Raw genomic sequence first — 16,389 nt, 5'->3', positions numbered from 1 at the left:
CCGCCGCTGCGGCCGCGAGCCTGCCGGCCGGGCTGTGCCAGCCGCGCGGGACCGAGGTTGCGGTGGCAGCACGCCGATGCGCTGCCCGGGCTGTAGCGCGAGGCCGGCCTGGCCGCTGCGCTTGCGGGCGGGGAGCGGTAGGCGCCGCTGCTGGGCGCCCGCGCGACGCGGCCGCCGCCCGCGCCAGGCCGGAGCGAGGGTCCGAAGCGCGCTACTGCGCCGCCAGGATCAGCGCATCCACATCCAGCGCATGGCCGGCGCGCGTGGCCTTGGTCCGCAGATACTGTTCGTTTTCCGGGGTGATGTCGCCGGTGACCGGAATGCGGTCGTCCACCGCGATGCCGGCCGCGCGCAAGCGCTCGACCTTGGCCGGGTTGTTGGTGAGCAGGCGGATGTGGTCGATGCCCAGTCCGTGCAACATCGCCACCGCGCCGCCGTAACGGCGCTCGTCCGGCCCGAAGCCCAGCTGCGCATCGGCATCGATGGTGTCCAGGCCGGCATGCTGGTACCCGTAGGCGCGCATCTTGGCGGCGATGCCGGTGCCGCGACCTTCCTGGTCCAGATACAGCAGCACGCCACCGCCCAGCTCCTTCAGCTTGGCCAGCCCATGCCGCAACTGGTCGCCACAATCGCACTTGAGCGAACCGAACAGGTCGCCGGTCAGGCACGAGGAATGCACACGCACCGGCACCGCCGCCGATAGGTCGGGCTGGCCGACCACGATCGCCACCTGGTCGCGCTGCGCCACGCCGCCACGGAACACCACGAATTCGCTCATGCCCAGGCCGCGCAGCGGCACCGGGGTGCGGGTGACCAGCTCGTAGCCGGCAGCAGCCGACTTGGCGCACCCGCTGCCCAGGTCGTCCAGTGCCAGCGACTGGCAGCCGGCGAAGGCGGCATGGTCGTGCACATCGCGCAGATCCACTGCCAGCAGCGCCGGCAGCAGCAGCCCCAGCCGCGCAATCTCCACGCTCCCGGCATCCAGTGCATCGCCTGCGCTCCACTGCGCTGGCACCGGGGTATCGCGCAGGTAGGCCAGCGCAGCCAGCTGGTCGTAGCTGAGTTCACGCAAGGCCACGCGTGCGCCCTGCGGTGCGGTCAGCCCCAGCACCTGCGCGCGTGTGGGCGTCACGAACAGATAGTGGCGCCCCTGCGCGGCGCGCGCGAATGCTGCGTACGATGGCGCGGTGCTGCTGTCCAGCGCCAGCACCGCGCGCGCCTGCCCAGCGGTAGCGGTCAGCAGCACCGGCCGGCCGGCGCGCAGTTCGGAGGCGGCGCGCTCGCAGCGGATCGCTGCCGGATCGCCGAAGGCCTGTGCGCTGGGGGAGGGGACGGGGCTGCTCATGCACGACTCCAGATGGGGATTGCCACGGCTGCTTCAAGACGCTCATGCGGCGCCCGGCGCGGCCATGCCACGGTCGCGCGCCGCGCCACCGCACGCGCGACAGCGACGCCCCTCGGCCAGTCGCGCCGCAGCCGGTCGCCAGGTGGTCGCGCGGCGCCATTGTGGCGCGGTTCGCGTCAGGCAGTGGCACGGGCAGATGGAACGCTGCATCCAAACGGTTGCCCCCTGAGTGGCGGGACAGGCGCCGATTGGTTGTGTGCCGCTCGCGTTGTTCAGCACCCGGCAATGCTTTCTAATTCCACCACCTTCCCCCGCCGCGGATCCCATGCGTATCGTCGACTGCAGCCAAGCGCGCCATGCCGCGGCCATCCTGGACATCTTCAACGAGGCCATCGCGCAATCGACCGCGTTGTATGACTACCGGCCGCGCCCGCCGGAGAGCATGGTCGGCTGGTTCGCCACCAAACAGGCGGGTGGTTTCCCGGTCATCGGGGTGGAAGACGCCGCCGGTACCCTGATGGGCTTCGCCAGCTATGGCACCTTCCGGGCGTGGCCGGCGTTCAAGTACAGCGTCGAGCACTCGATCTACGTCCACCACGATCATCGCGGCAAGGGGCTGGGGCGGCTGCTGTTGCAGGCCTTGATCGAGGCGGCGCAGCAGCGCGGCGTGCATGTGCTGGTCGGTGGCATCGACGCCAGCAACCAGGCCAGCATCGCCTTGCATGAACAGTTCGGCTTCACCCATGCCGGCACGGTGCGCGAGGCCGGCTTCAAGTTCGGGCGCTGGCTGGACCTGGCGTTCTATCAGCGCATCCTGGCCACGCCCGCCGACCCGCACGACGATTGAAGCGCAACGTTTGAAGCGCAACGTTGCAGCGTGCGCGCCGCTTACAGACTGTGGCCGCGTGCGCGCCACCGTGACCGGAGCGCCGCCGCGCTAGTGCGGATGCCGCTCGGTCGCGTACGGGTTGGCCTCGCCGCTGCCCGGCGGGCGCAGCGTGTAGCGCTTGTAGGTCCACTGGTACTGCGCCGGATCGCGCCGGGCGATCTGCTCGATCCCGGCATTGAGCGCGCTGGCCGCGCGTACAGGGTCAGGGTCGGCCACCGCCGGGTCGGCCGGCTGCACATGCAGCGCGAACTGCAGATCCTCGCCTGCACGCTCGCACCAGCCATACAACACGGTGGCACCGGTGCGCTCGGCCAGCCGGTTGACCAGGGTCATGGTCAGCGCCTGCCTGCCGAAGAACGGCGCAAACACGCCATCGCCCATCTTCGGTTGCTGGTCGGGCAGGATGCCGACCGCACCGCCGTCTTTGAGGACCTTGAACAGCTGGCGCACCGCCGGGCCTTCGGCACGCACCTGGCGCACGTTGTCGCCGCCGCGCGCCAGCTGCAGGAAACCGTCCATCGCCTCGGACGCAGGCGGCCGGTACACGATGGCGATCGGGCCGCGTTCGGACAGCCACTGGTTGAGCAATTCCCAGTTGCCGAAGTGCGGCGCTGCCACGATCACCCCGCGCCCGGAGGCCAGGGCAGCGTCGTAGAGTGCCTGGCCGTTGCGTTGCAGGCGGGCCAGGTTTTCGGCCGGCGGGCGGGTCCAGGTGCGCAGCACTTCCAGGGTCTGGCGTGCGGTCGAGCGCAGGATCTGTGCGTGCAGCTGCGCGCGCTGCGCATCGCTCAGCTCCGGGTAGGCCAGTTCCAGATTGCGGCGTGCCACGCGCGCTTCGCGCGCATTGAGCTTGCGCCAGCTCCAGGCCAGCGTATCGGCCACGCGCTTGAGCAGCGGCCATGGCAGGCGGCCCACGGTGGCAGCGGTGGCGTAGAGCAGGCGAGCGCGAAGATCAGGTGTCATCGCCGCAATTCTAAACAGCGTGGCCGGCGAAGGCCCGCAGGTGACAGGACAGGCAGCGCTGGGCATGCTGCCCGGCACACTTTGCTACCCAGGACTCTGCATGCTCGCCTTGATCCAGCGCGTCACCCGGGCCTCGATCAGCGTCGATGACCGGATCGTCGGGCAGATCGGCCCCGGGCTGCTGGTGCTGGTTGGCGTGGAGCCCGGCGATAGCGACGCGCAGATCCGGCGCCTGGCCCAGCGCCTGCTCGGCTACCGGGTCTTCGGCGACGATGCCGGCAAGATGAACCGCTCACTCACCGATACCGCCGGCGGGCTGCTGCTGGTCAGCCAGTTCACGCTGGCGGCCGACACCCGCTCCGGCAACCGACCGGGCTTCAGTACGGCCGCGCCGCCCGGGGAGGCTGAACGGGCGTTCAATCAATTGGTAGGGATCTGCCGTCAATTGCACCAGGGCAGGGTGGAAACCGGGCATTTCGGCGCCCATATGGTTGTCGACCTGGTCAACGATGGCCCGGTGACCTTCCTTCTCAGACCCTAGAAACCCACGTCCACCAGCGGTCCTGTCTTGAATCCGGCAGACCGGGCTTCACGCTGGTATAATGCTAGGTTCTCTTTCCAATCTCAAAGCCGGTGGCGCGAGCACTCATGGCCAACGAACGTCCTGCCCAGCAATCCGACATCAAGCTCCTCATCAGCAAGGGCCTGGAACAGGGCTATCTGACCTACGCCGAAGTCAACGACCATCTGCCCGACGACCTGGTCGACCCGGAGCAGATCGAAGACATCATCAGCATGATCAACGGCATGGGCATCGATGTCCATGAAGTTGCACCCGATGCCGAAACCCTGTTGCTCAACGACGGCAACACCGGCAACCGCGAGGTGGACGACACCGCCGCCGAAGAAGCTGCTGCCGCGCTGACCGCGCTGGATACCGAAGGTGGCCGCACCACCGACCCGGTGCGCATGTACATGCGCGAGATGGGCACGGTGGAGCTGCTGACCCGCGAGGGCGAAATCGCCATCGCCAAGCGCATCGAAGAAGGCCTGAGCCAGGTCCAGGCCGCGCTGGGCGTATTCCCGCTGTCCACCGAACTGCTGCTGGCCGATTACGAAGCGCACAAGGAAGGCAAGAAGCGCCTGGCTGAAATCGTGGTCGGCTTCAACGACCTGATCGAAGAAGCCGACGCCGCCGCTGCGGCGCTGGCGGCCGCCGGCCCGGTTGCTGCCTCCGAAGACGACGCTGCTGAAGACGACGACGACGAAGACGGCGATGACGACGCTGCCGAGGAAGAAGCCGGCCCGACCGGCCCGGACCCGGTGGAAGTGGCCACGCGCATGGAGAACCTGGCCAACGAATACGCCAAGTTCAAGAAGGTGTATGCCAAGAACGGCGCCGAGCACAAGCTGGTGGTCAAGGCGCGCGAAGACATGGCCGCCATCTTCACCACGCTCAAGCTGCCGCTGCCGCTGACCGACGCGCTGGTCACCCAGCTGCGTGGCGTGGTCAACGGCATCAAGGACCACGAGCGCAAGGTGCTGCACCTGGCCACCACCGTCGCACGCATGCCGCGCAAGGACTTCATCCGCTCCTGGGAAGGCAACCAGACCAATCTGGAATGGGTGGAAGACGCACTCAAGCGCAAGCAGAAGTGGTCGTCCGCGCTGCGCGACGTCAAGGACCAGATCGTCTCCGAGCAGCAAGGCTCGATGGAGATGGAAAAGGCCAGTTACCTGACCCTGGGCGAGATCAAGGAGATCAGCCGCGCGATGGCCTATGGCGAAGCCAAGGCACGCAAGGCCAAGAAGGAAATGGTCGAGGCCAACCTGCGCCTGGTCATCTCCATCGCCAAGAAGTACACCAACCGCGGCCTGCAGTTCCTTGATCTGATCCAGGAAGGCAACATCGGCCTGATGAAGGCCGTGGACAAGTTCGAATATCGTCGCGGCTACAAGTTCTCCACGTACGCAACGTGGTGGATCCGCCAGGCCATCACCCGCTCGATCGCCGATCAGGCGCGCACCATTCGTATCCCGGTGCACATGATCGAAACGATCAACAAGTTGAACCGCATTTCCCGCCAGATGCTCCAGCAGTTCGGCCGCGAGGCCACGCCGGAAGAACTGGCCAAGGAAATGGACATGCCGGAAGACAAGATCCGCAAGGTGATGAAAATCGCCAAGGAGCCGATCTCGATGGAAACCCCGATCGGCGACGACGAGGATTCGCATCTGGGCGACTTCATCGAGGACACCAATGTGGAGTCTCCGATCGACAACACCACCAACATCAATCTCTCCGAGACGGTGCGCGACGTGTTGGCCGGCCTGACCCCGCGTGAAGCCAAGGTGCTGCGGATGCGCTTCGGTATCGACATGAACACCGACCACACGCTGGAGGAAGTGGGCAAGCAGTTCGACGTCACCCGCGAGCGCATTCGCCAGATAGAGGCCAAGGCGTTGCGCAAACTGCGTCATCCCAGCCGCTCGGAACAGCTGCGCTCGTTCCTGGACATTGATTGATCGCTTAGGCGTCAATGCAGTGATGACACCACGGCCCCGCACACGCGGGGCCGTGGCGTTTGCGGCACGGCACGGCCATGCGTGCGGACTCGGTGTCGATCAATGCACCAAAGCGGATGAGGCGGCTTCACGCCCTGGCGACAAAACCGCACCACAACAGCGCATTAAGTAGATGTTTCTTCCAATCTCACGCGGTGTTCCGCTGCGGCATCTAGAGTGACGCACGACTGCAAACGAGACCGCCCGATGAGCAGGCAAAGCCGCTTCGAGACCACTACCTACCGCGATCATGAGATTCGCGTGCGCGCCGAACAGGCCTCGCCAACGGCCAAGTGGACAGTGTGGGTAGATGTCTATGCGGACGGCGGCAACACACGCCTGCCGCGCATCGACGACCACACCCGCACACTGGACACCTGCCAGGATGCCATCGCCGACGGATTCCGTGCCGGACGGCAGCTGATCGAGCGGCAGTGCCTAACAGCCGATGCCTGATGCGCAGCCTTGCATCGCGCGCGGTCTACATGACAGCGAGAGGCATCTACGGGCCAGGATCGAGCGGTTGATCGCCGCAGCACAAACTCTCGCAACGCCTACGGCCCATTCCCACGCACGCGCCTGCAGAAGCCAGCAGACAAGTTCGCTGGCACGCAGGTAGACTTGCTCCGCTCCCTTCAAGCCGGACGCATGGCGAGGCGGGATCGGAGTGCGATGCAACAGGGCCCATAGCTCAACGGTTAGAGCAGAGGACTCATAATCCTTTGGTTGAAGGTTCGAATCCTTCTGGGCCCACCATGCAAGGCCGGCGCTCGCATCCGCAAAACCACCGCTGCATTGTGCGGGTGACTCTTCGGGAACTTGTCTAGCCCGTCCCACGTAGGCCAATGGCGGCGTGCCCGTTTCCGAGCGGTGTGGGCCAGCACGGCATCCTTGGTCACGTTCCACAGATGACGCAGCGCGTTCGGCGGCATGGACGCCTCGACGGTGTCCAACTCAAGGAACTGCAGGATGAGCGACGGAGATGTTGTGGCTGCTCATATGCTGGCGATGTCTGCCAGTTGGCGGGCAAGATTGGCCTGCGAAGCCACCGGCATCGCATAGCGGCTATCGTCCTTCAACAGCATACGCACGCCATATTGCACACTGCGTGTCGGCCGCGAGGCGTTGCAGGCGTCGGCCGATCCAACCCGATTCGCGCTGGTTGGACCGCTTGCGCAGATCGCCGGCAGCGGTGCGCGCGCAGATGACGATGGTCCCGTGAGACATGGGGATATCCAAGAACCTGCCCTGTTTGTTCCGTCTACCGCCGCATGCTACGCGCCTTGGCCGGCATCTCCCGCTGCGGCAACACCTCCATCAACACCTGCCCCGCGCTGGCGGTGATGCGCAGCTTGGTGCCGATGGCAAAGCCCAGTTGTTCTAGCCACAGGCCGCTGAGGCGGACGTGGGGGACGTGCTGGTCGCCGCCGTGGTCGTGGGCGCCGGGATAGTGCGTGTAGCTGACGGTGCATTGGCGCGGGCGGCGGGCGCGGCGGGGTGCGTGTAGCGTGCCGGGTCCTTGCGGGAGGGTGTCCGGGTCGGGCGGCAGCATCGGTGGCAGCTTGGTGCGGTCGGGCTCCACAACCACCCACTGCACCCGCTTGGGTGGCGCAGGGCGCGCACGCGTGCGGGTGGGCCGTGCGCTGGCAGATGCCGTGGGTGGGCGGTGGCGTGTCATGGCGCCTCCGGGTAGCGGTAGGTGATGGATGCGGCGACGCACTGCTGCAATGCCATGGTCCTGCGTGCGAACTGGCGGCTGCAGGTGTGCGGCAACACAGTGAGCTGGCGACTCAGCGGATGCGCTGGAGTGTCGCTCGCCTGCTCAACCGCAGCGCATGCGGCAAGCCGGCGCAGCACCTCACGCATATCCCACCGCAGGCGGTGAGCGAAGGCTGGCAACAGATCAACCGGCACAGATGCCGGCAGGGATGGTGCGGTAGACATGGCAACGCCCTCCTGGAACAACCCAAGAACCGTCACCAACGGCGACGGGATGTCGGGAGGTTCGAAACCGCACACAGCCGGCGGGCGTATTCCCCTTGCGGGTGTTGTATTAGCCGCCCTCCCGACGCAGACATCGTGTCGGTTGCACCTGCCGGATGCAGGCACAAAAACCCCACTGGTTTGACGGAGGTGGGTACCGCCATGTAAGGAGTTTCGAAGCTCCTCGAGTCTAGATTGCGAACGCAAAATGCGGCGCGTCAGTAGCAACTGAAGAAGACACTTGGCGTGTTTGAGTGGCGTACTGCCGGCCGCCGAGGAATACTGACGATCACAGACGTTGGTTCGATGCGCGATCGCCGAGGGAATCTAGATGAGTTCAATGGATGAAGTGGTAACCGGACATAGTGCCGACATTGATGTGGAAGCGATCACACTCACAGACCCGAGCTTTCTATCGCTCTCTGCGGCAATGGCTCACTACACCCAGGTGACCGAACAGAGCCGCGCCGGCCCAGTCGAGCGCTGGAGCTTGGCGATCGGCTTGATCGGTGCGGGCGTTGGGATCTTGGCCGGCGTTCTATTGGACGGAAAAGCTGGCAGCTATTTAGCTGTTTTCGGACTTGTGACTGAGCTGACAGGGTTCCTGATTTCGGCAGCGCTCACCGTCAAGCGCGAATGGCGGGGGTTCCGCCGCCCCTATGCAGACCACGCAGAACAGATGGAGCGGGAGTTCCATCAGTATCAATCGATCGTGGCAGCACTTCGCAGATTTCCGCTGGAACAACGCCGTCGGCGCGAGGCATTCATGCGCGATCGTCGTAGCAACATGCACGACCGTCTGGGGTTGTTCACTGGCGGCATGGAGAAGCTGGGCTTCATGCCAGTCTTGCTAGCCCTGTATCTGCAACTGAAAGACTGGCGTTGGGGTGGCTGGACGGTCTTGAGCAAGATCACCCTAATCCAGGGCGTGCTGGCCTTCTCGCTGCTGTTTGCCTTTGCGACGTCATGGCATCTCATTCGCCTACGTATGCGTGTGCAGTCGTACGAGCAATTATTGGTTGAGGCAAACCGGCAAGATGGTAATCTTATCAAATAATCGGCTGGCGAGCTTAGATATCTACTTGTGCTGTGATGGCGAACCTGCAAGTCCCTAACCGTACACCTGCCCAGCTAGATAAGTGTTGTCATTACCAAGCCAACATAGTCTGATATAGAAGGAATTGAGATGTCAGAGACCTTTGAGTGGATCAGCTTCTCAGAAGGCCGGGCACGGTTTTCTGGAGGCATTCGTGGATTCGACGAAATGGGCCACGACACATTCGCGGTCGAAGTCGATCAAACTGAGATCTTTGGTGAGATAGAGCCAAAGTGGATGGACGACAAGGTCCACTTCAATGTCCATATCACCCGCTTCGGATATCTAGATCAATTACAGGTCGGAATGCCACTGCCTTCTTTCTCAACAAAGACATTCACTCTTGAAGAGCTAGAGAGGGTCAAGGTCCTAATTAATAAGTTGATTGCGGCAGGTTTGCAATTCGAAGACAGGCCAGCTGTGCTAATGGAGTCGAAAAAGTCGTTTTTCACCGGGCAACTGATCTTTGAGCAGGACTGGGCGCTAGTTACATCGGCTCATTCGTAGGGGATGTGCAGATGAATGACTACAAAAGCGATGTCGCACTCATTAGACAATCCAATAGCCTGGAAGAAATAGCAAGCATTGCACGACAATATGCTGCTACAGCCGAAAAAGAAGGCGGAATTCTATATAGCAGGCCCATCGGAAATGTCTCTTCCGAAAGGATATCAGTCAACCTGTCGCAGGAAACCGGGCTCCCGATCATCAATGAAACTCCCCGAGCACACTTTCTTTCTGATGAAAAAGTTCGTAGTTCAATCGAAAAGAAAGCCAGAGAAATCTTCGAAGATTTTGGTCAGGACGCGGCCACAGCGAGGAATTCTGCAACTTCATTCCTATACGGCGATCCGAACGTCCCATCGCAGAACCCGACGTCTTTGTCGAGGTGCCTCTGGGGCGAGGCCTCCCACGAGTTCGCAAGTTCCCGGTGGATTCGCCCGCGAAGTGCAACAGTCCTATAACGTAGCGGGCCAGGTGTCGTAGCCTGAGCCCCTACACGACCAAGTGGAGTTGCACATGCGCTATCGACACCTGACCCAGGACGAACGGTACCAGATTGCCTGGGGGTGTGATCTCTCTGTCTCCAATGCGGACATCGCCCGTCAGCTCGGTCGTCATGCCAGTACGATTGGCCGCGAGCGCGCGCGCAATCGTAATGCCAGTAGTGGAACGTACCGTGCCCAGCAGGCGCACCGCACCGCCCGCCAGCGTCGCAGTCAAGGCAGTAGCCACGCGCAGATGGACGCGCCGATGCAGGCTGCATTGCTGGCCGGGCTGGCCGAAAAATGTAGCCCTGCGCAGATCCACGGCCGTGCGCGCTTGCTGGGTCAACCGATGGTAGGGGTGGCCAGTGTGTATCGCTATCTCAAGCGTCACCGGTTACGGCATTTGCTACGCCTGCCAACACGGCGGCGTCCTTATGGGCGTGGCCGTGCCAAGCGATTTGAAGAGCGCAAATCCATTCACCAACGCCCCGCGCATGTGGCTTCACGTGCGCAGTTAGGCCATTGGGAATTGGATACGGTCCGCCCATCGCGCGGCACTGGCGTGCTGGTGACGCATGTCGAACGCAGCAGTGGCTATGTGCGTCTGGGCTGGAGTCCTGACGGCACCGCCGATGCTGTTGCCGAGGTCATTTGCGCGCGCCTATGGCGTGTGCGCGATAAGGTGCTGACGCTGACCTGCGATCGCGGTAGCGAGTTCGCCCAGGATGCCCGCATCGAGGACCGGCTATCGACCAAGGTGTACTTTGCCGACCCACATGCCCCTTGGCAACGCGGCTGCAATGAGAATCTCAACGGACTGCTCCGGCAGTATTTTCCGCGCAGTCGTGACTTCAGCACCATCACGGCGCAAGAGCTGCAGCAGGTTGAACATTCACTCAACAACCGACCCAGAAAACGATTGAGCTATCTCACTCCAGCCGAGGTCTTTTTCAACTACGATACCCTTGCACTTCGTGAGTGAATCCACCCCCTGCGCGGTGATATCAAAGTTGTTGCTTCCGCTGCCAACCTAGAGCGTGTCTTCGGTCAGGTAGAAGTGCCAGCCGTCCTGAACAACCCGAATGTTACCTCGTTAGGCGGACAACCTATTCCGAAGCTGCAGGCGCTGTATACCCAAGGTGGTGTGGGTGCAGTGCTGCCGGAAGTGCAAACACAGTTTATCCAAGCAGCACCCAAAGGAATCTTCACAACGCCGCAGAGCATTGGGAAAGAGATCAAGAACGTCACGTTCGCACGCGAATTCGCTGTAAGTTTGGAACTACAGCAAACACGCTTCAAGCCATCCGCAGAACTCACTGCATCGGGCATGGTCCGGGCGCCAACTGGGCTCGATGCGCCAGCCGCGAGTTCTGGTGGAAAAGCGCTTACCGCAGAAGCAGCCGCGTCACGCAGGCTCTCTCCCGGCACCGTACGTGGACTGGGCGTTGTGGGTGCAGCGGCCGCCGTGTACGACTTGGGCGCTACGGCTAGAGACACCGAGCGGCTGGACGGGCAGGGCAACAGCACGGCAGCCGAAGCAGAGGTCACACGCTACGCCACACGCAATCTGGGCGCCATCGGCGGGGCCGCGCTTGGCGGAAGTGTAGGTGCGGCGCTAGGCGTGGAGTCTGGCCCGGGCTTGCTGGTCACGGGAGCGATCGGCGGCATCGTTGGCGCGGTGGGCGGCGACAAGCTGGCCGATGCCATCAACGACCATCGCATTTCCCATCAACAGGACGCGCAAGGCAACACCTGGCGTCTTGAGAATCATCAAACTGGAGCGCGGTGGGCGCGTGACGTCAGTACCGGCGAAGTCGATCCAGCCGCCATCGCCTTTGGCGAGGCCGGTGTACCGCTCTACAAGACGCGGGCGGAAGTTGCCACGCCGGAAGTCGCGGATGTGCTGACCTTCAAAGCATCCCGTACGTCCATCGAGCTGGCTCTGGGGGCGCCGCCGCAGAATAGAGATCCCTATACCCTGCCTGCCAACGCAAGTGATACTCGCAGCCTGCGCGAGGCCCCTTGGGTACACGAGCCGGGCACGCAGCAATGGACGCGCCAGATAGCCGACGGATTGGTCGATCGGACAATGAGCACCCACACCGAGACAGCAAGCCCTCAACGTGCAGCACAACTCGATGAAGCATCGCAGCAGATCATTCAACAGAACGCGATGCAGATGTCAGCGGCGATGGCTGCGCAGTACAAAGAGGCTTACGACCAGAATGGCTGGACGCGTCACGCGGTATTCCCTGCCGCAGTGCAGGATGCCCTGACGCATCCTGGGCGCATTGTCGCTTCAGACGGTGATCTCTATGAGCGCAACAAAGACGGTCAATGGACGCACGACGGAATGCTCTGGGACAGCCAGGCCAAAGGAAATCTGAAGCTGGAGCTTGAAGGAACCTATGCCGCCCAGGTCTCTGCCGGTCAACGTGTGACGGCACAGCCACCGTCCCAAGCTGCCGCCGTACCGATCACTACGCTAGACACGATCCATGTCACTGCACCGCGTGTGCAACACCACGGCAACGCAGATGCCTCACGGGAGAAAGTTGAGCAAAACATCGGGGCACGGGACAATAGCGGACCCGCACGAGCGCACGCTTCCGGCCCGCAAGATCCGGATCATCCCGATCACGCCATGTTGAAGCAGATCCGCGAGGGCGTGGCCAAGATCGATGAGAGCGTCGGCAAGCCGTATGACGACATGAGCGAGCGCGTCAGCCGCTGCCTGCTGGCGGCCTGCAAGGACAATCGCGAACGCAATCCTGATGCGCACGACACCTCGCTTGCAGCAAACGCACTGCAACGCGTGGATCATGTATTGCTGGGCAAGACCGGCAACCTCTTCGCGATCGAAGGACGCATCGACGATCCAGTGCATAAGCGCGTATCTGTCTCGATCGACCAGGCAATTCACATACCTTTGGAACAGTCGGATGCAAAGTTACACGCCGCCAACCACATGATTGCTCAGGAACAGGCCCAGGCCCAGGCCCAATCAAGTCAGCAAGAAGCGGCGCAAGGACAACAGCAAGGCGCTCCGCAGGGCCCACCGATCAGTCTTTGACGGATGACCGGCGCAAGCGGTATCAGATTCACTTCCTACAGAAATTTCAGACTACGCCTTCAGAGTTCGGGAGGCTTTCTCGATATCAGCAGCAATACCTGGCGACGAGTCTTACGATATAGCCAGACTCACACGCATCGATCTTCCCGGCATTCCGCAGCACATCGTGCAGCGCCGCAACAATCGCTTGCCGTGCTTTCTGGATGATGGCGTGGATCGGCCATGCCTTCGAGGACAACCTGACCCGCAAGCGAGAGCGCATCGAGATGCTGTTGCTACTGCACGCACTGGCGATGTTCGTCTCATGGCTGGCGGGAACGGCCGCCGAAGCGATCAATGCGCAGGACAACCTCAATCCTTACCCGACATCGCGAAGGCTGTATAGCCTGGTGCGGCTAGCGACGTCCCCCCGATTTTGAGTAGCGCCCCAGTTTGGAGTCCAATTCCCTACCCCGAGGAGATTGGACGTGAAGAAACGTTTTACGGCTCATCGCGGATTCGTGTGGGTGCCTTGAGGCCCCTGAATCTGCGTTGAGCCTTGGAAACAGGCCCTTTCCACCGTCCCAGAAGGTGGTACATCCTGTGCTGACTTCTTGACGCGGTGTTCTGCATGAAAACGGGCCGTCGGCTGAGTGAGTTGTTTTCCTTCCCCGGCTTTGCGGCGGAGTCCACGCTCAAGGGCGTGTTCGGCGCCCCGAAGGCGCGGATCGTGACCTTGCGGCGCCGAAAAAAACGGCCGTGTGTTCCAACTGTGGCCATCGGTGTCGCAGCCGCTACGACAAGCGCCTGTGCCGCGCCCGCGACTTGCGGGCGGCCGGCTGGATGCTGTTCGTGGAGTTCGAGCGCTGGCGGGTCGATTGCCCGGGGTGCGGCGGCGTGCACGTAGAGCGGCTGGACTGGCTGGCCAAGAATCCGCGCTACACCGAGCGATTCGCCCTGCATGTGGGCAATCTGTGCCGGAGCATGACGCACAAGGCCGTGGCTGAGCTGGAGCGCCTGCACGACAGCACGGTCAAGGAGTTGTCCACGCTGTACATGGCCGAGCAGGTGCGCCGGGCGGGGACGCCGGCGCCGCGCGCCATCGGCATCGACGAGATCGCGATCCACAAGGGCCATGACTACCGCGTTGTGGTCAGCGATCTGGAGCGCGGCCGACCGATCTGGTTCGGCGGCAGTGGGCGCACCGAGGCGGACATCGACCAGTTCTTCGCCGAATTGGGCCCAAAACGTAGCGCCGGCATCGACGTGGCGGTGATGGACATGTGGCGGCCGTTTCGCAACTCGGTGGGCAAGAACGCGCCCAACGCCAGCATCGTGTTCGACAAATTCCACATCATGCGCCACCTGTCCGACGCGCTCGATCAGGTGCGGCGCGACGAGTACAAGCGCCTTCAAGGCCAGGATCGCAGTTACATCAAGGGCCAGCGTTACACCCTGCTGAGCAATCGCGAAAACCTTACCCTGGACGGTCGAAAGGCGCTCGCCAAGTTGCTGGCGGCCAACAAACGTCTGAACACGGCGTACCTGCTGAAAGAGTCCTTCGGGCAGCTGTGGAGCTACCGCACCGAGCGAGGTGCACGGGAGTTCTTCGAGCGCTGGAAGCAGAGTCTGCGCTGGCAGCGGCTTGCGCCCTACCAGACGTTCGTGGGGATGATCGAGCGGCACTGGGACGGCATCGCGGCGTACTGCAGGCCGGAGAACAAGGTCAGCCTCGGCCTGGTGGAAGGGCTCAACAACAAGATCCGGGTCATCCAGCGCAGCGCCTACGGCTATCGCGACGAGGAGTTCCTGAGGCTCAAGATCATCGCCAGCTTCCTGCCCGCGCTACCCGAAAATGCTCGATTGCACCCACAGTGATCCGCGAAGACCCATAGTTGTTTTGTCTCTTAGGTGCTTGGGCTTCCATTCGGTTGGTGCGAACAATTTGTCCCCTGGGACGCCGCCGAATGTAAAGGTAGTTGCTTCGACCACAAAGGAGTCGCTCAAGATTTGGAAAGCCACTACTTCGAGTTGGTGGAGTTGTTCTTCCACGTCTCCCGAGATGTATTTTTCGCCCTTCGGAATGAAGTCGCGGCCCATTTCGATCATCACAGTTGATGTCTGGCTATCAAACCGCACAGCGATCGGCTGTACTTTCTGTCCTGGAAGTCGTTTTTGCTTGTTGACGGCTTGCTGAAGTTCAGCCGTCAGCATCTTGCTCAGGTCGGCCTTCTGTTGAGTCGTTAGGCTTGCCATGCTGGGGGGAGCAGGGTTTGCCAGCGCCGGCGCGCCGAGAGCTAGGGCTGCTGTGAACGCGATAGCAGCACACACGTAGCGAAGCTCGGGGAGCATCCTTGTTGACTTGCCATAATTGAATCGCTTCATGTATCACTCCATGATTTCGGGGGAATGGGAAAGCCCCGGGTGTGGACAGCAGTCCGTTGCCTCCCCAGCGTTAACCTATCTGCATTTTGCCGTGGCGTCAAAATGTTGACTCTCAGTGCGTGCGCGCCGTCACCACTCTGTCGCCCACTTTGACTGTCATGCTCCTGACATCATTGATTCACGCATCTAGGTGGTTAGCTAACGGGGTCAGGTTCACTTCCAGCTACAGCTAACGGGGTCAGGTTCACTTCCTACACAAATTTCAGGCTAGCTTGTCAGCTTTCGAGAAGTTTCCTCGCTATCAGCACCAACGCGTGGCTGCGAGTCTTGTGCCATGGCCAGACTTCCACGCATCGACCTTCCCGGCATCCCGCAGCACATCGTGCAGCGCGGGAACAACCGGTTGCCCTGCTTTCTGGATGATGGCGATCGATTGCGCTATCTGCACCTGCTGCATGAGGCCCTGCACGCCACAGGCTGTCAGCTGCATGCTTTCGTATTGATGGACAACCATGTGCACTTGCTAGTCACGCCACCTGATGCGGGACGGATCGGGCAATTGATGCAGCGGCTTGGACGAAACTACGTCGCATTGTTCAATGGCCGCCACGGGCGCACTGGTACGCTATGGGAGGGGCGGTACAAAGCGTGTCTTGTGGACAGTGCGGACTACGTCCTTCGCTGCTATCGCTACGTTGAGCTCAATCCGGTGCGTGCTCGCCTGACAGACAACCCGGCAGCGTATCGTTGGTCCAGCTGCCCAGCGAACCTAGGCCAGCGCAAGCACTCCGCACTGACACCACATCCCTGTTGGCTTGCGCTTGGCAGCGACCCGATCGAGCGATCCAACGCCTACCGTGCTCTGCTCGATGAAGCCCTCTCCGACGAACTGCTTACCAGCATTCGTCTTCATCTGCAGCAGCAGCGAGCCCTGGGCCACGACGCCTTCCGCGCAATGGTCGAAGCCAAGACCAACCGCTTTGCAGGCGTCAGGCCAGCTCATCGGCCAAGCAAACCGAACACCCCCGACTGATAAGCTAACCTGACCCCGTTATTGGTCGGCCTGTACGAACCGTTCGCTTAATTTTCTCCGTCCCCTTTGCTCGCTAAAACCCCATGCCC

The 16,389-nt window shown here is 62.3% G+C and carries 16 protein-coding genes, 1 tRNA gene and 2 pseudogenes; 14 read left to right on the top strand and 5 right to left on the bottom strand.

Annotated features, from left to right (window positions below):
- Positions 1–211: 211 nt before the first annotated feature.
- Complete coding sequence (gene ribA / locus ACCQ13_RS18280; protein WP_159407718.1) at positions 212–1,345, bottom strand: GTP cyclohydrolase II RibA; 1,134 nt, start codon at positions 1,343–1,345, stop codon at positions 212–214.
- 325 nt (positions 1,346–1,670) lie between these two features.
- On the opposite strand from ribA, the gene ACCQ13_RS18275 reads away from it, so the two are divergent.
- The gene (locus ACCQ13_RS18275) at positions 1,671–2,192 is read left to right on the top strand and encodes a GNAT family N-acetyltransferase (RefSeq protein ID WP_159407717.1); all 522 of its coding nucleotides are present in this window, start codon (positions 1,671–1,673) and stop codon (positions 2,190–2,192) included.
- Between the two features lie 90 nt (positions 2,193–2,282).
- Here ACCQ13_RS18275 and ACCQ13_RS18270 read toward each other — a convergent pair whose 3' ends face one another.
- On the bottom strand, positions 2,283–3,197 hold the full coding sequence (locus tag ACCQ13_RS18270; protein WP_159407716.1) for a lauroyl acyltransferase: 915 nt from the start codon (positions 3,195–3,197) through the stop codon (positions 2,283–2,285).
- A 100-nt stretch (positions 3,198–3,297) separates the two neighbouring features.
- Between ACCQ13_RS18270 and dtd the strand changes: the two genes are divergently transcribed.
- The 5 genes and pseudogenes from dtd to ACCQ13_RS18245 form a co-directional block, all read left to right on the top strand.
- The gene (gene dtd / locus ACCQ13_RS18265; RefSeq protein ID WP_159407715.1) at positions 3,298–3,738 is read left to right on the top strand and encodes a D-aminoacyl-tRNA deacylase; all 441 of its coding nucleotides are present in this window, start codon (positions 3,298–3,300) and stop codon (positions 3,736–3,738) included.
- A gap of 107 nt (positions 3,739–3,845) precedes the next feature.
- Complete coding sequence (gene rpoD / locus ACCQ13_RS18260; protein ID WP_159407714.1) at positions 3,846–5,723, top strand: RNA polymerase sigma factor RpoD; 1,878 nt, start codon at positions 3,846–3,848, stop codon at positions 5,721–5,723.
- A gap of 172 nt (positions 5,724–5,895) precedes the next feature.
- Positions 5,896–6,218, top strand: a pseudogene (locus tag ACCQ13_RS18255) (DUF6566 family protein).
- A gap of 224 nt (positions 6,219–6,442) precedes the next feature.
- Positions 6,443–6,518, top strand: a tRNA-Ile gene (locus ACCQ13_RS18250).
- A gap of 246 nt (positions 6,519–6,764) precedes the next feature.
- Positions 6,765–6,984 (top strand): annotated as a pseudogene (locus ACCQ13_RS18245) (IS4 family transposase); the annotation flags it as partial.
- A gap of 39 nt (positions 6,985–7,023) precedes the next feature.
- Here the strand turns inward: ACCQ13_RS18245 and ACCQ13_RS18240 are convergent.
- Both ACCQ13_RS18240 and ACCQ13_RS18235 read right to left on the bottom strand, forming a co-directional pair.
- Positions 7,024–7,440 (bottom strand): SymE family type I addiction module toxin, encoded by a 417-nt coding sequence (locus ACCQ13_RS18240; RefSeq protein WP_104603743.1) that lies wholly within the window; start codon positions 7,438–7,440, stop codon positions 7,024–7,026.
- Entirely contained in the window at positions 7,437–7,742 is a 306-nt protein-coding gene (locus ACCQ13_RS18235; protein WP_249027646.1) for a hypothetical protein, read from the bottom strand. The genes ACCQ13_RS18240 and ACCQ13_RS18235 overlap by 4 nt, the downstream gene beginning before the upstream one ends.
- Before the next feature lie 334 nt (positions 7,743–8,076).
- Between ACCQ13_RS18235 and ACCQ13_RS18230 the strand changes: the two genes are divergently transcribed.
- The 7 genes from ACCQ13_RS18230 (at position 8,077) to ACCQ13_RS18200 (ending at position 14,760) form a co-directional block, all read left to right on the top strand.
- Positions 8,077–8,802: a hypothetical protein gene (locus tag ACCQ13_RS18230; RefSeq protein ID WP_167526963.1), complete on the top strand. Its 726-nt coding sequence runs from the start codon at positions 8,077–8,079 to the stop codon at positions 8,800–8,802.
- Between the two features lie 129 nt (positions 8,803–8,931).
- Entirely contained in the window at positions 8,932–9,348 is a 417-nt protein-coding gene (locus ACCQ13_RS18225; RefSeq protein WP_146090328.1) for a hypothetical protein, read from the top strand.
- Positions 9,349–9,359: 11 nt separating this feature from the next.
- Positions 9,360–9,806, top strand: a complete 447-nt coding sequence (locus tag ACCQ13_RS18220; protein ID WP_159407713.1) for a hypothetical protein — start codon at positions 9,360–9,362, stop codon at positions 9,804–9,806.
- Positions 9,807–9,861: 55 nt separating this feature from the next.
- On the top strand, positions 9,862–10,812 hold the full coding sequence (locus tag ACCQ13_RS18215; RefSeq protein ID WP_159407712.1) for an IS30 family transposase: 951 nt from the start codon (positions 9,862–9,864) through the stop codon (positions 10,810–10,812).
- A gap of 75 nt (positions 10,813–10,887) precedes the next feature.
- The gene (locus ACCQ13_RS18210; RefSeq protein WP_338063388.1) at positions 10,888–12,903 is read left to right on the top strand and encodes an XVIPCD domain-containing protein; all 2,016 of its coding nucleotides are present in this window, start codon (positions 10,888–10,890) and stop codon (positions 12,901–12,903) included.
- Between the two features lie 203 nt (positions 12,904–13,106).
- A complete protein-coding gene (locus ACCQ13_RS18205; protein WP_146090368.1) occupies positions 13,107–13,322 on the top strand; it encodes a hypothetical protein in 216 nt (71 codons plus the stop codon).
- A gap of 319 nt (positions 13,323–13,641) precedes the next feature.
- Positions 13,642–14,760: an ISL3 family transposase gene (locus ACCQ13_RS18200; RefSeq protein ID WP_159406412.1), complete on the top strand. Its 1,119-nt coding sequence runs from the start codon at positions 13,642–13,644 to the stop codon at positions 14,758–14,760.
- Here ACCQ13_RS18200 and ACCQ13_RS18195 read toward each other — a convergent pair.
- Positions 14,728–15,267 (bottom strand): hypothetical protein, encoded by a 540-nt coding sequence (locus ACCQ13_RS18195; RefSeq protein ID WP_159407710.1) that lies wholly within the window; start codon positions 15,265–15,267, stop codon positions 14,728–14,730. The two genes, ACCQ13_RS18200 and ACCQ13_RS18195, sit on opposite strands and share 33 nt — an antisense overlap.
- A gap of 334 nt (positions 15,268–15,601) precedes the next feature.
- Between ACCQ13_RS18195 and ACCQ13_RS18190 the strand changes: the two genes are divergently transcribed.
- Positions 15,602–16,300, top strand: coding sequence for a transposase (locus tag ACCQ13_RS18190; RefSeq protein WP_104605757.1), 699 nt, complete (start codon positions 15,602–15,604; stop codon positions 16,298–16,300).
- Positions 16,301–16,389 lie beyond the last annotated feature (89 nt).

This window comes from Xanthomonas sp. NCPPB 1638 (genome assembly GCF_041475635.2).
In the GTDB taxonomy this organism is placed as follows: domain Bacteria; phylum Pseudomonadota; class Gammaproteobacteria; order Xanthomonadales; family Xanthomonadaceae; genus Xanthomonas; species Xanthomonas cucurbitae.
The sequence above is the reverse complement of the archived record's forward strand: the minus strand, read 5'-3'. Positions and strand labels throughout refer to the sequence as shown.